The organism is Citrifermentans bremense R1 (assembly GCF_000426865.1).
GTDB classification, from domain to species: domain Bacteria; phylum Desulfobacterota; class Desulfuromonadia; order Geobacterales; family Geobacteraceae; genus Geomonas; species Geomonas bremensis.
In genome coordinates this window covers 36,369-49,359 of the sequence record NZ_AUGE01000018.1, presented here as the reverse complement: position 1 = coordinate 49,359, position 12,991 = coordinate 36,369, and the positions used below count along the sequence as shown (strand labels likewise).

Annotated in this window: 10 protein-coding genes, 1 other RNA gene and 1 pseudogene; 5 read left to right on the top strand and 7 right to left on the bottom strand. The window is 61.0% G+C overall.

Features of this window, described 5'->3' with window-relative positions; translation table 11 throughout:
* Positions 1-214: 214 nt before the first annotated feature.
* Positions 215-403: non-coding RNA, 6S RNA (ssrS, locus tag K419_RS23170), on the top strand.
* 521 nt (positions 404-924) lie between these two features.
* Here ssrS and K419_RS24120 read toward each other — a convergent pair.
* Positions 925-1,326: pseudogene (locus K419_RS24120) on the bottom strand (Hsp20/alpha crystallin family protein).
* Positions 1,327-1,552: 226 nt separating this feature from the next.
* Positions 1,553-2,398, bottom strand: coding sequence for an NAD-dependent epimerase/dehydratase family protein (locus K419_RS0112080; protein WP_026841826.1), 846 nt, complete (start codon positions 2,396-2,398; stop codon positions 1,553-1,555).
* 274 nt (positions 2,399-2,672) lie between these two features.
* Between K419_RS0112080 and K419_RS0112075 the strand changes: the two genes are divergently transcribed.
* From K419_RS0112075 to K419_RS0112060, 4 genes are all read left to right on the top strand, one after another.
* Entirely contained in the window at positions 2,673-3,239 is a 567-nt protein-coding gene (locus tag K419_RS0112075) for a tetratricopeptide repeat protein (RefSeq protein ID WP_026841825.1), read from the top strand.
* Positions 3,240-3,253: 14 nt separating this feature from the next.
* Positions 3,254-4,708 carry a nicotinate phosphoribosyltransferase gene (locus K419_RS0112070; RefSeq protein WP_026841824.1) on the top strand — a complete coding sequence of 485 codons (1,455 nt, stop codon included), beginning with the start codon at positions 3,254-3,256 and terminating at the stop codon, positions 4,706-4,708.
* A gap of 9 nt (positions 4,709-4,717) precedes the next feature.
* Positions 4,718-5,350, top strand: coding sequence for an isochorismatase family protein (locus K419_RS0112065; RefSeq protein ID WP_026841823.1), 633 nt, complete (start codon positions 4,718-4,720; stop codon positions 5,348-5,350).
* A gap of 116 nt (positions 5,351-5,466) precedes the next feature.
* Positions 5,467-6,540 carry a 3-deoxy-7-phosphoheptulonate synthase gene (locus K419_RS0112060; protein WP_026841822.1) on the top strand — a complete coding sequence of 358 codons (1,074 nt, stop codon included), beginning with the start codon at positions 5,467-5,469 and terminating at the stop codon, positions 6,538-6,540.
* 243 nt (positions 6,541-6,783) lie between these two features.
* Here the strand turns inward: K419_RS0112060 and serA are convergent, their stop codons facing one another.
* The 5 genes from serA to trpD all read right to left on the bottom strand — a co-directional run bounded on the left by serA (position 6,784) and on the right by trpD (position 12,931).
* A complete protein-coding gene (gene serA / locus K419_RS0112055; RefSeq protein WP_026841821.1) occupies positions 6,784-8,382 on the bottom strand; it encodes a phosphoglycerate dehydrogenase in 1,599 nt (532 codons plus the stop codon).
* A 104-nt stretch (positions 8,383-8,486) separates the two neighbouring features.
* Positions 8,487-9,107, bottom strand: a complete 621-nt coding sequence (locus tag K419_RS0112050; RefSeq protein ID WP_026841820.1) for a phosphoribosylanthranilate isomerase — start codon at positions 9,105-9,107, stop codon at positions 8,487-8,489.
* 282 nt (positions 9,108-9,389) lie between these two features.
* A complete protein-coding gene (locus K419_RS0112045; protein WP_026841819.1) occupies positions 9,390-10,745 on the bottom strand; it encodes a TrpB-like pyridoxal phosphate-dependent enzyme in 1,356 nt (451 codons plus the stop codon).
* 29 nt (positions 10,746-10,774) lie between these two features.
* A complete protein-coding gene (gene trpC / locus K419_RS0112040; RefSeq protein WP_026841818.1) occupies positions 10,775-11,575 on the bottom strand; it encodes an indole-3-glycerol phosphate synthase TrpC in 801 nt (266 codons plus the stop codon).
* A gap of 297 nt (positions 11,576-11,872) precedes the next feature.
* A complete protein-coding gene (gene trpD, locus K419_RS0112035; RefSeq protein WP_026841817.1) occupies positions 11,873-12,931 on the bottom strand; it encodes an anthranilate phosphoribosyltransferase in 1,059 nt (352 codons plus the stop codon).
* Positions 12,932-12,991 lie beyond the last annotated feature (60 nt).

Sequence of the window (12,991 nt, the reverse complement as noted above, 5' to 3'; positions counted from 1 at the left end):
TACCACAATTTGCCGATTGCACTGTGACAGAGGAGGGCCGACCGGCCCACTAGCAGGCAAAACGATTGAAATGATTTATGGTTCGACCGACTCACGCGGCTCAAAAAATAACTATTTATCGTACACTTGGATCAGATGAAATTAATCTCATCTTTATCTTGACACATAAAATGGCGTTGATAGACTTGCTCACAAGTTTCGCATGTCAGTGCGAGCCGCTCTGGGATACTCGTAGCGCATCCCGTTGAGTCCCTGACTACCTTTCTTTGCCAAAATGTTCCCGGTTTCAGACGTGGTGAGCAGGCCCTCATACAGCAGAGGGAAGCCTGAAGCGTTTCACCGGGCGATATTGCGACTGAGGTCAGTAACTCGGCACTTCCCGCAACGGTATCCCGGAGCAACTTCAAGATTGGCGTTATTCGGGCAACGCTAAACGCGATTTGTCTCATCCGCCAGGCGGCCTCACACCCCGCCTCAAAAAGGAAAAAACCGAAACCGGGTCAACCGCACGGTCGGCAACACCGTACGGCGCCACCGGGGAAGTTTCACCGACGGATTGGTAGAAAGTGTCCCGTTTTAACGCCAATGCAAACCGAAAAGGCCCTGGTTTTCCGAACCAGAGGCCTTTTTTCTGGATTAGGCGCCGCCAGCGCCCGTAATATACCTGCTTTCCGGGCCTGGCTTGGCGCCCGCTTCCATCTTCAATTCAACTGGTTATATTCAGTGGGGATTTGACTGAGGAAGTCTTCCACAAAAGCTGTGGATAACTCTGTGGGAAAAGCCGCATCGGGGAAAAGAAATCTCTGAGTAATCGCCCCCCGATGGCTTTTTGCCTAAATTATAGGCAGCCGAAAACAGGAGGCAGACAAAAGTAATGGCCGCGGTTTTCGCCGCGGCCATTTCGGTTTCCTACCCGTGGGAAAATCATTCCACGTTCAGCTTCTTGACCCTCTGGGTCGCCGCCTCGCTCTTCAATATCCGCACCTCCAGGATGCCGTCCTTGAAGCTTGCGCGCGCCGTGTCGGTGATGGTTTCCACCGGAAGCCTGCACGTTCTCATGAACGAACCGTAGGAGCGCTCAACCCGGTAGAAATCCTTCTATTCGATCCGCTCTGCCTTGCTCTTCTTCCCCGAGATGGTGATGCTGTCGGGGGAAAGCTGCACGTCGATGTCTTCCTTGCGGATTCCAGGGATCTCTGCCTTGACCACCACGGAGTCCCCTTCCTCAAAGACATCGACCGGCAAGTAGAGCTCCTCCATCTCCCCCCCAGCCATCCTCTGCGACCAGAGGGAGAAGAAAGGCTTCTTGAAAACCTCGTCGAACATCCGCTCCATCTGCGCCATGGGGGAGGTCGAGTGCCGCCCCTGCAGTTCGCCCTTCTCGCTCTCGCGCTCTAGCTGCCGTCTCTCGCTTTGCGGCCGGTCGTCACGTCTCAGAATATCCCGTTCTTTTTCGAGCATTTCGCTGTCCTCCGATTAAGGTTGGCGTAAAGATTGGAAAACCTTAATTCGGCGACCACGAAAGTCAAGCCATACGACCCTGCAGGTAAGGCTACCCCTTGAGCCCCGACTCGAGGTCCGGGTAGAGGAGCTCTATCCCCAGCTCCTCGATCAATTTGCGGTTCGACACCACCCTCCCCTCGGAGAAGTAGGAGATCATCAGCGGGCTCATCACCTGGCGCGCCTCCTCCATGGTCACCTGGCGCGGCCTCGGGAGCCCGAGCCGATCGGCGGCGGCATTGAAATAGCTGGTCATGGTGGTGGACTGGCCGTCGCTCACGTTGAAGATTGCGCCGTCTTTTCCCCGCTCCAGTGCGGCGAGGCAGATCCGCGACAGGTCGTCGGCATGGATCCTGTTGCTGGGAAGCGATTCCTCCTCGCGCAACACCGGCTGCCCGGTAGTGAGCTGGGTGACGGGGAGGCGGTCCGCAGCATAAATGGCCGTTACCCTCAGGATTACCACTGGGACGTGGCGCTCCCTCCCCCACTCGCTTACCAAGCGCTCGGCATGCAGCCGGCGCTTTCCCCTGCTGGTCTGCGGGTTGGCCTCGCTCTCCTCGGTGACCGTCGCCGTCCCGCAGTCCCCGTAGACCGCGCTGGTCGATATGTAGACTATCTTTTCCGGCTCTTCGCCGGGGGCGATGGAGGCCAAGAAATTGCGCATCCTGGTATCCTCGTTGCCTCCCCCGGGAGGGGGTGCCAGGTAGATAACTCCAGCACCTTTGACCGGCAGTCCCGCAAGCGTCGCCGGCTGGTCCAGGTTCCCGGTATATGTGGTCGCGCCTGCGACCTCTTCTTCGTTCCTTCTGAAGCTGGAGACCTTCATCCCCCGCGCCAGCGCCAGCGCTGCAACCCGTCGCCCGATGGCGCCGCAACCGACTATCAGCAGTTGTTCCATGTCTGTCCCTTTCCCTATACTGAGTATCGATCATCTTTCGCGCGGAGAGAATGCTGCGCCACTTCGATTGCCCTTGCCGAAACCGAATCCGGGTGCAGACCTCTGGCGCAACCCACCGCTAATGAACACTCCTGTCGGCTCTCTCTATCTACCAGAAAATACACCCCGATGACCAGCAAAATTGCCCCCCTGCAACCGACCAGCCCCACTTTCCCGGTTTCTTTTAAATAATTTTTAATATGCTAAGGTTTACCTTTTTCCGCGAGGGACCCACATGAGACAAGCAACCGGGACATACGTCATGCTGCTCTTGGTGGCCGGACTGGCCACGGGAGATCTGAACCAGAAACCGCAACGGCAGCCGATCGATCAGGAGGAATACCTGGAGGCGGACGACTGGTTCGAAGCGGGGGTGCTCATGAACAGCCAGGGGCGCTACGGCGAAGCGGCCGAGGCCTTCAGCAAAAGCATCGCCCTCTCTCCCGGGAACGCCGTCTCCTGGCTCAACCTGGGGACCGCCCAGGCGCTTACCGCGGACTACCCTCGCGCCGTCGAATCCCTCAAAAGATCAATAGCGCTGGATCCAAAGCTAGCCCTCGCCTTTTCCAATTTAGGGGAAGTCTGTTTCAGGACCGACCGCTATGAGGAAGCCGTCGAAGCTTACACTTCGCTGCTGGAATTATGGCCCGGCAATGCCAATGCCCTCTATAAGCTGGGACTGTCACATCTCTTTCTGAACCAGTGGGGGAAAGCACAGGCCGAGTACCTCACACTGAAACTTGTCGACCCGGAACTGGCAGAAAAGTTGAAAAACGCTATTATCCAGAGTAGTAGTGATTAGAAAGGAGGGATTTCATGCGCTATTCACCGCTGCTCACAGACCTTTACGAGTTGACCATGCTGGCAGGTTACCTGGACCAGGGGATGCAGGAGCACCGCGCCGTCTTCGATCTGTTTTTCCGCACCCCCCCTTTCAACGGAAGCTACGCCGTCTTCGCCGGTCTGGAAAACGCGCTTTGCTACCTGGAGGAACTCCGCTTCAACGAGGAGGAGTTGAGCTACCTGGACGGGCTCAAGATCTTCCGCCCCGCATTCCTGTCGTACCTGGAAACCTTCCGGTTCCGTGGGAGCGTCACCGCCCCGGCCGAGGGGAGCGTGGTCTTCTCGCGCGAACCGCTCCTTACGGTGGAGGGGAGCCTCGCCGAGGCGCAGTTCGTCGAGACGGCGCTCCTGAACATCATCAATTTCCAGACGCTGGTCGCCACCAAGGGGGCAAGGATCACCCTGGCCGCGGCAGGCGGCACCGTCCTCGAATTCGGGCTGCGCCGCGCCCAGGGCCCGGACGGGGGGCTCTCCGAGGCACGGGCCGCCTTCATCGGCGGCGTGCGCTCCACCAGCAACGTCATGGCCGGCAAGTGCTACGGCATCCCGGTCCGGGGGACCCATGCCCACAGCTGGATCATGGCGTTCCCCGACGAGCTTGCCGCCTTCCGCCACTACGCCGGCACCTTCCCAGATTCCTGCATCCTCTTGATCGACACTTACGACACCCTTAAAAGCGGCCTCCCCAACGCACTCACCGTCGCCCGCGAACTGAAGGCAAAAGGGCACGACCTGGTAGGGGTGAGGATAGATTCAGGCGACCTCGCCTACCTCTCACGCCAGGTTCGCGCCGCTTTCGACGCGGCCGGTTTTCCCGGGGTGAAGATAGTCGGCTCCAACGAGCTCGACGAGTACGTGATCGAGTCGATCCGCAGCGAAGGGGGAAAGATCGACATCTACGGCGTCGGGACCCGGCTCGCCACCTGCGCGGGCGAAGGGGGGGGCGCTCTCGGCGGGGTCTACAAGCTGGTCCGGATAGGGGAGGAGCCCAAGCTGAAGCTGACCAGCGACCTGTCCAAGGCTACGCTTCCCGACCGGAAAAAAGTGCTGCGAGCCGTGGCGCCAGACGGCTCCTACATACAGGACGTCATCACCCTGGAAGACGAGGAGCTGCAGCCGGGCGCACTGGTGTTCGATCCGGTCAACCCATTGCAGCATATCCGCCTCCCAGCGAACGCGAGGCTCGTGGAAGTGAGAAGCCAGGTGATGCACGAAGGGGTAAGGTGCGCCCCCTCCCCCACCCTGAACGACTGCGCGGACCGCGCAGCGCGCGAACTGGCCCTGCTCCCGCAGGGGTGTCACCGGCTGGTCAACCCGCACCTCTACAAGGTATCCATCAGTCAGGGGCTGAACACCCTGCGGCTCAAACTCATGTCCCGGATTCAGAACCGGTATGCGGCGGGGCAAACAGAAGGGGATACGGCATAGGAGGCGATCATGCAACGAAGAGGAGCACTTCTTGTTGTCGACGCGCAGGTGGATTTCTGTCCGGGAGGGGCGCTCCCCGTCCCCCGTTGCGACCAGGTGATCCACGCACTGAACCGGTACCTGGATCTGTTCAAGCGCAGGAGCGCGCCCGTCTTCGCCTCGCGCGACTGGCATCCAAAGCAGAGCAAGCACTTCAAGGAAAACGGCGGTGAATGGCCGGCCCACTGCGTCCAGGGGACCCTCGGCGCCGAATTTCACCCGGCACTGGTACTTCCAAGCGACACCATCGTCATCTCCAAGGGGATGGCCTCCTGGGACGACGGATACTCGGCCATGCAGGGGGTAACCGAGAACGGCACCCCATTCGTCATGCTGCTGCGGCACATGGAGCTGGACCGGCTCTACGTCGGGGGGCTCGCCACCGATTTCTGCGTGAGACAGACGGTGCTCGAGGCGTTGAAGGCGGGATTCGAGGTGACCCTCCTGACCGATGCCGTCGGGGGAGTCGACCTCAGGCCGGGGGATTCGGAGCGGGCCGTGGCGGAGATGATCCACTCTGGCGCCGACGTCGCCACCCTCGCCTCCATCGGCACCGCCGTGGCGTGGGATGGCGCGCCGCAGCGACAGCAGGGACGCGGATAGCAAACAAAAATATGCCCTCGGCAAAATTCACCACGCCGGGGGCATTTTTTTTTGACACTACATGAGAAACGCGCTAGATTACAGCACATTAAAAACTGCTAGCGCGGGAGTCTCAGATGATCAAGACCAACAATCTCAAGGTAAGAAGCATCACTCCGATCATTGCACCTACCGATCTCAGACAGGTCTTCCCCATGTCCGAGAAATCCGGGACCTGCGTGAGCAACAGCCGCGCGGCCATCACCAGGATCTTGAGGGGAGAGGACAAGCGGCTCATGGTGGTCGTCGGCCCCTGCTCCATTCACGACCCCAAGGGAGCCCTGGAGTACGCGGAGAAGCTCGCGGCGCTCGCCAAGGAGGTCTCCGAGGAAATGCTGCTGATCATGCGCGTGTACTTCGAGAAGCCGCGCACCACCATCGGGTGGAAGGGGCTCATCAACGACCCTGACATGAACGGCACCCACCAGATCTCCAAGGGGCTCGGCATCGCCCGCGGCCTTCTCTGCAAGATCACCGAGATGGGACTTCCTGTCGCAACCGAGATGCTCGACCCGATCACCCCCGAGTACCTGGCCGATCTCCTCTCCTGGGGCGCCATCGGGGCCCGCACCACCGAATCACAGACCCACCGCGAAATGGCAAGCGGCCTCTCCTTCGCGATAGGGTTCAAAAACGGCACCGACGGTAACCTCCAGATCGCCATCGACGCCATGAAGGCGGCGCTTCATTCCCACAGCTTCCTCGGCATCAACCGCGACGGCCTGACCTCCATCATCCAGACCACCGGCAATCCCGACGTGCACATGGTCTTGCGCGGCGGAAGCAAGAAGCCGAACTACTCCCCGGAGGACATCGCCAAATCCGAGGAGATGATCGCCAAGGCGGGCCTTGCCCCCACCATGATGGTCGACTGCAGCCACGGCAACTCCGAGAAGAAGTACGAGCGGCAACCCGAGGTGATGAAGAGCGTGATCGACCAGATCGCCGCTGGCAACCGCAGCATCTCCGGCGTGATGATCGAGAGCTATTTGAAGGAAGGGAACCAGCCCATGCCGAAAGACGGCGACCCCTCCTCCTTGACCTACGGCGTATCGATCACCGACAGCTGCATCAGCTGGGAAACCACCGAGGCCACCCTGCGCGAAGCCCACCGCAGATTGAAAGCCTGCGGCGGCAGGAAGATTTCTTAGTTAGTTAAAGGCTACAGGCGGAACAGAGAGTTCACGGAGGTTCGCAGAGGACGCTGAGGGAGAACAAGGCATTGAACAGGGATAAAGGGGATACAGGGCCGTTGCAGTTTTAGGGTCTGGTTTCTCCTCTGTGACCGCCTTGGCTTTTCCCCTGTGCCCTCTGTGTTCCGCCTTACGCTTTCAGGTTAAAAAAAAGGCCCCGAGCTTTCGCCGGGGCCTTTTTCTTTGCCTGTGGTTTCCTTCCTACTTCGCGGTCACCAGGTAGAGCGGTTTGACGAAGGTCGCCTCGGTGGCGCCTCGCACCTCTTCCACGACTTCCGGGGTTACGGCGGAGTCGAGGGAGAGGATGACCATCGCCTCCCCTTTCTTCTCGCGACGACCCAGGTTCATCGAGGCGATGTTGATCTCGTGGGTGCCGAGGATGGTGCCGATCTTGCCGATGATGCCCGGACGGTCGCCGTAAGCCATGAGCAGCATGTGCTCTTCGGGGCGGAAGTCCATCTGGTAGTCGCGCAGCTTGACGATGCGCGGGATCCCTTCGAACAAGGTGCCGCTGATGAGCCTCTTCTCGCCGGGGCCCTCGATGGCGATGGTGATCATGTTGGAGAAGGCCTCGGTCTGGTTGGACTTCACCTCTTCGACGACGATCCCCATGCTGTCGGCGACGAGCTGCGCGTTGACCATGTTCACGTCCTGCTCGACCCTGCGGTTCAGAAGCGACGCCAGACCAAGAACGGTGATGGGCGTGCAGTCGTACTGGGCGAGGTTGCCGGTGTAGGTGAAGGTGATCTTGTTCAGGTTGGTGTCCACCAGCTGGATGACGAAATCGGACAGCACGTTCATCAGGTTCAGGTAAGGACGCATCTGCCCCATGAGGGCTGCGTCGAACCTCGGGATGTTGATGGCGTTCTCCAGCGGCTGCTCGTCCAGGTAGTGGATGATCTCACGGGAGACGTCCACCGCCACGTTCACCTGCGCTTCAAAGGTGTTGGCGCCCAGATGCGGCGTGACCACCATCTTCTCGTGGCCGATCAGCTTTTTCAGGGTATCGGTGTCGGGGGGCTCCTGGCTCCAGACGTCGAAGGCTGCGCCGGTTACCTTGCCGGAATCGAGCGCCTCAAGCATCGCCTCCTCGTTGATGATGCCGCCGCGCGCCGCGTTGATGACGATGACCCCTTCCTTCATGGCGGCGAGCTCTTTCTTGCCGATCATGTTGCTGGTCTCCGCGGTAAGCGGGGTGTGGACGGTGATGATGTCGCAGACGCGGACGATTTCATCCAGCGAAACCAGCTTGACGCCAAGGTCGTGCGCCCTTTTCTCTGCGATGTAGGGGTCGCAGGCGAGCACTTCGCACTCGAAAGCCTTGAGGCGGGTAGCCACCCTCCCCCCTACCTTGCCCAGACCGATGACGCCGGCGGTGCGCCCTTTAAGTTCGTAGCCGGTGAAGGGGGCGCGCTTCCAGGCGCCTCCCTTGAGGGACGAGTTAGCCTTGGTGATATTGCGGCAGAAGGAAAGCAGCAGCGCCATGGCGTGTTCCGCCGCGCTGTTGGTGTTGCCGAAAGGTGCATTGACGACGATGACGCCCTTGGCGGAGGCATAGTCGACATCCACGTTGTCGACGCCGACGCCGGCGCGCGCCACCATTTTCAGGTTGGTCGCTGCGTCAAGCAGGGGCTTGTCCACGGTGGTGCCGCTTCTGGTGATGATAACGTCGTAATCACCAATGATCGAGTAAAGCTCTTCCTTCTTCAGTCCCAGCTTGATGTCCATCTGCACGCGCGGGTCGCGCTGCAAAAGTGCCAGTCCTTCCTGAGCCACTTCATCGGTTACGATAATCTTCATTGCCACTCCTTTGGTTTGGGTTAAAACCGCTCATGCTTCAAGGTTCTACGTTATCAGGTACAAACTCCCCCTGCCTTGTGGAAAGGGTCGGGAGAGGGTTCGACTTAAATTAAGGAGACCTTCTTCGCCTCAGCAACGAAACGCCTGACTTTCTCTGGGTCCTTGCGGCCGGGGGCAAGCTCCACGCCGCTGGAGACGTCGACCGCATAAGGGGCGACCTTGGCCACCGCCTGGGCGACGTTGTCAGGGTCGAGCCCTCCTGCCAGAACTATCCTCCCCTGCCCTTTGGCGGCTACGGCGTGATCCCAGTCGAAGCGCTCGCCGGTCCCGCCGGGGGAAGCCGGGGAGTAGGCGTCAAGGAGATAGGCCGAAACCTTGTAGTTGGGAAGTGCGGCAAGGCTCTCGGCGCTGCGCACCCGGAACGCCTTCATCACCCTTCGCCGCACCAGCCCGCAGTATGCCGGGCTCTCCTCTCCGTGCAGCTGAACCAGATCGAGGCCGCAGGTGTCTGCGGTACGGTTGACGAAGTCGAGTTCGGCGTTGACAAAGAGCCCCACCACCTGGACGAAGGGGGGAAGCTCCCGGATGATCCGGGCGGCAGCTTCAGGCGCGATATTGCGCGGGGACTTCTCGAAGAAGACGAACCCAAGGGCGTCTGCCCCGGCGTCGACTGCCATGAGAGCATCCTCAAGCGTTGTTATGCCACATATCTTCACCTTTGTCATCGGCGTATACCCTTAAAATTGCTCAATTTCCCACCTGCCGCCGGGGAATTCCGCCCGAAACGGCCCTTCTTTTCGGCGGAAAGAAACATCCTTTCCAGCAGGCCGATCTTCACGACCCTTGGCATGGGCAATCGCCTCGAAGACATCCCCCCGTCCCGTCAAGGGAGGGGGCAGGGTTCTGCAGAGGCTTAAAAGCAGATCACTGCTGATCGCGAAGGCGGGTGAGGGTTGTCCCTAGCAGCAACGGGGACAGGCACCTTCGGAGCCAGTCCCCTATCGTCCCTAGAAGGAAACCTTCGGCAGCCGCTCCAGCGATTGCCGGATCATCTCCTCCGGATACTCGAAGTCCTCGAGCGCGCCGGAGAGATAGGCGTCGTACGCCATCATGTCGAGCTGCCCGTGGCCGGAAAGCCCGAAGAGGATGGTCTTCTCCTTCCCCTCCTCCTTGGCCAGCACCGCCTCGTCGATGGCGGCGCGCACCGCGTGGGAGGATTCCGGCGCCGGCACGATCCCCTCGCTCCTGGCGAAAAGCAGCGCCCCTTCGAAGCAGGCGTTCTGCTTGTAGGACTTCGCCTCGATCTCTCCGGCGTGGTAGAGCTGGGAGATGAGCGCGGACTCACCGTGGTAGCGCAGCCCGCCGGCATGGATCCCCGGCGGCATGAAGTCGTGCCCCAGGGTGTACATCTTGGTGATGGGGGCAAGCTTCGCCGTGTCGCCGTAATCGAAGGCGTAAATCCCCTTGGTCAGGGTCGGGCAGGAAGCCGGCTCCACGGCCAGGCAGCGCACCTTTTTCCCGTTGGCGCGGTCGGAGAGGAAGGGGAAGGCGAGCCCGGCGAAGTTGGAGCCGCCGCCGCAGCAGGCGATCACCACATCGGGGTAATCCCCGGCCAGCTCCATCTGCTCCTTCGCTTCCAGCCCGATCACGGTCTGGTGCAGGCAGACGTGGTTCAAGACGCTCCCCAGCGCATAGTTCGTGTCGTCGTGGGTCGCCGCGTCCTCCACCGCCTCGGAGATGGCGATGCCGAGGCTCCCCAGGTTGTTCGGGTCGTGCGCCAGAATCGAGCGCCCCGCGTTGGTGAACTCGGAGGGGGACGGGATCACCGTCGCGCCCCAAAGCTGCATCATGCTCTTTCGGTACGGCTTCTGGGTACAGGAGACCTTCACCATGTAGATGGTGCACTCCAAGCCGAACATGGAGCAGGCCAGGGCCAGCGAGCTCCCCCACTGCCCCGCGCCGGTCTCGGTAGCGAGCCTGCGGATCCCCGCCTGCTTGTTGTAGTAGGCCTGCGGGATGGCGGAGTTCGGCTTATGGGAGCCGGCGGGCGAGACCCCTTCGTATTTGTAATAGATCTTCGCCGGGGTCTGCAGCGCCTGCTCCAGCCTTCTGGCCCTGAAAAGCGGGGCCGGCCGCCAGAGCCTGTATTTTTCGCGCACGTCTTCGGGAATATCGATCCAGCGCTCGGTCGACATCTCCTGCTCGATCAGCGACATGGGGAAGATGGCGGTCATATCCTCGGGTGTGACCGGCTTCAAGGTCTGCGGGTTGACGACAGGATGCAGCGGCCCGGGCATGTCGGGGATGATGTTGTACCACTGTTTAGGGATGCGTGATTCATCGAGCATAAACTTGGTATTCATAGCCACTCCTTTGGGACGGATTGTCGTAGTTAACCCAGCAGTTCGCGCAGCTTCGAGCCGAAGTCGTCCTCGCGCATCAGCGACTCGCCGATGAGAAAGGCGTGCAGCCCGTTCGACATGAGGTGCACGATCTCCTCGCGCCTGTTGATGCCGCTTTCCGCTACCACCAGGCGCCCCTGCGGCACCAGCGCGGCCAGACGCTCCGAGGTGCGGATGTCGACCACGAAGCTCCTCAGATCGCGGTTGTTGATGCCGATCATGCTGCAATCGGTCTGCAGGGCCGTCTCCAGTTCCTTCTCGTCATGCACCTCCAGGAGCACGTCCATGGAGAGCTCCTGCGCCAGCGCGGCGAAGTCCCGCAACTGGGGGAGATCCAGCATGGCTGCGATCAGGAGGATGGCGTCGGCCCCGGCGGCGCGGGCCTGGTAGATCTGATAGGGGTCGAAGATGAAGTCCTTGCGCAGAAGCGGGAGCGAAACCTCTTCGCGGATAGCGGCCAAGTAGCTCAGGTGCCCCATGAAGAAATGCTCGTCGGTGAGGACGGAGAGGCAGCTGGCCCCGTTTTCCTGGTAGGTCCGGGCGATCTGCAGCGGGTCGAAGTCGGGCCGGATCAGCCCCTTGGACGGGGACCCCTTCTTCACCTCCGCGATGATAGGGGTCCATCCCGAGGAGAGCGAGTTGATAAGCGCCGCCTGGAACCCCCGGGGGTGGTCCTCCAGTTCGGCGAGCCGGTCCATGATCTCGTTTAGCGGCACTTCCGCCTTCATGGCGGCGACTTCGCCCTGCTTGTAGTCCACTATTTTCTTCAGCACATCGGGGAGCTGCGTCATAAAGTAAATCCTTCGTGATCCTGTGATCCATGACCTAGTCCCCCCTCCCCTAGGGGTGTGCAGACCGAGTCAAGGGTGACATGTGTTCGGGGACATGGGTTACAGTTTCAGTGAAAATTGCTTCAACTTCTGATGGCAGAACGCTGCGTCCATGCCCCCTCTCCCTCTGGGAGAGGGTTGGGGTGAGGGGCGCCGTTCTAGCTTGTGGCATCTCCCTCAACCCTCCCCCAGGGGGGGAGGGTATAAAGGAGCTTCCAGTCTATGCTCTCTCCCCCAGAGCGGGAGGGGGGGAGAACTCTATTCCACCTCGTTGGTAAGCGCGACCAACCGCTCAAGCTGCTTCATCGCCGCGCCGGAGTCGATGGTCTCGGCGGCGAGACGTATCCCCTCGGCGACCTCCTTCGCCTTCCCGGTAGCGACCAGCGCATACCCTGCGTTCAAAAGCACGATGCGCCTCTTGGCGCCGTCCTTGCCGGAGAGGATGTCTCTAACGATAACCGCGTTTCCCAGTGCGTCGCCGCCGTGCAGTTCGGCAAGCGGAGCGCGCTCCAGGCCGAACTGCTCCGGGGTTACCTTGTAGAGCTTCACGCCGTCGGCGGTGATCTCGGCCACGGTGCTCTCGCCGGTCAGGGTGATCTCGTCCATGCCGTCGCAGCCATGCACCACGAAGCCGCTGCGGCAGCCGAGTTTCTTCAAGACCTGCGCGAGCTTCTCCACCAGGTCCTCGCGGTAGACGCCGAGCACCTGGCAGTCGGCGCCGGCGGGGTTGGTCAGGGGGCCCAATATGTTGAAGATGGTACGGATGCCGATCTCGCGCCTGGGGCCGATGGCGTGCTTCATGGCGCCGTGAAGCGCCGGGGCGAAGAGAAAGCCGATGCCGATCTGGGCGATGCTCCGCTCGACCACATCGGGGGTGACGTCGAGGTTCACCCCCAACGCCTCCAGGACGTCGGCCGAGCCGCAGGAAGAGGAGACCGCGCGGTTGCCGTGCTTGGCGACCTTGACGCCGCAGGCGGATACGATGAAGGCTACGGTAGTGGAGATGTTGAAGCTGTTGGTGCCGCTGCCGCCGGTGCCGCAGGTGTCGAGGATGGTCTCGCGGTCGAGGTTGATGTCGTCGCGGTCGATGCCGAGCACGCTCTTCCCCACCCGGATGGGAAGCGCCCGGTCGCGCATGACGCGCGCGGCGCCGGTGATCTCGTCAACCGTCTCCCCCTTCATCCTGAGGGCGGTGATGAAGGAGGCGATCTGCGCCGGGGTGGCGCCGCCGGACATCACCTGGTCCATGACCTCGATCATCTCTGCTTCGGAAAGATCCTGCCGTTCCACTACACGCGCGATTGCCTTGCGAATCATAGCCGCTCCTTTTCAACCAAAGATCAAAAGCATCACCACAGAAAAAAGAAAGGCAGCACT

Bases quoted from the DNA above. Each gene is read 5' to 3' on its own strand.
- K419_RS0112080 (WP_026841826.1), bottom strand. From the start codon at position 2,398: ATGGAACAACTGCTGATAGTCGGTTGCGGCGCCATCGGGCGACGGGTT.
- K419_RS0112075 (WP_026841825.1), top strand. From the start codon at position 2,673: ATGAGACAAGCAACCGGGACATACGTCATGCTGCTCTTGGTGGCCGGA.
- K419_RS0112070 (WP_026841824.1), top strand. From the start codon at position 3,254: ATGCGCTATTCACCGCTGCTCACAGACCTTTACGAGTTGACCATGCTG.
- K419_RS0112065 (WP_026841823.1), top strand. From the start codon at position 4,718: ATGCAACGAAGAGGAGCACTTCTTGTTGTCGACGCGCAGGTGGATTTC.
- K419_RS0112060 (WP_026841822.1), top strand. From the start codon at position 5,467: ATGATCAAGACCAACAATCTCAAGGTAAGAAGCATCACTCCGATCATT.
- serA (WP_026841821.1), bottom strand. From the start codon at position 8,382: ATGAAGATTATCGTAACCGATGAAGTGGCTCAGGAAGGACTGGCACTT.
- K419_RS0112050 (WP_026841820.1), bottom strand. From the start codon at position 9,107: ATGACAAAGGTGAAGATATGTGGCATAACAACGCTTGAGGATGCTCTC.
- K419_RS0112045 (WP_026841819.1), bottom strand. From the start codon at position 10,745: ATGAATACCAAGTTTATGCTCGATGAATCACGCATCCCTAAACAGTGG.
- trpC (WP_026841818.1), bottom strand. From the start codon at position 11,575: ATGACGCAGCTCCCCGATGTGCTGAAGAAAATAGTGGACTACAAGCAG.
- trpD (WP_026841817.1), bottom strand. From the start codon at position 12,931: ATGATTCGCAAGGCAATCGCGCGTGTAGTGGAACGGCAGGATCTTTCC.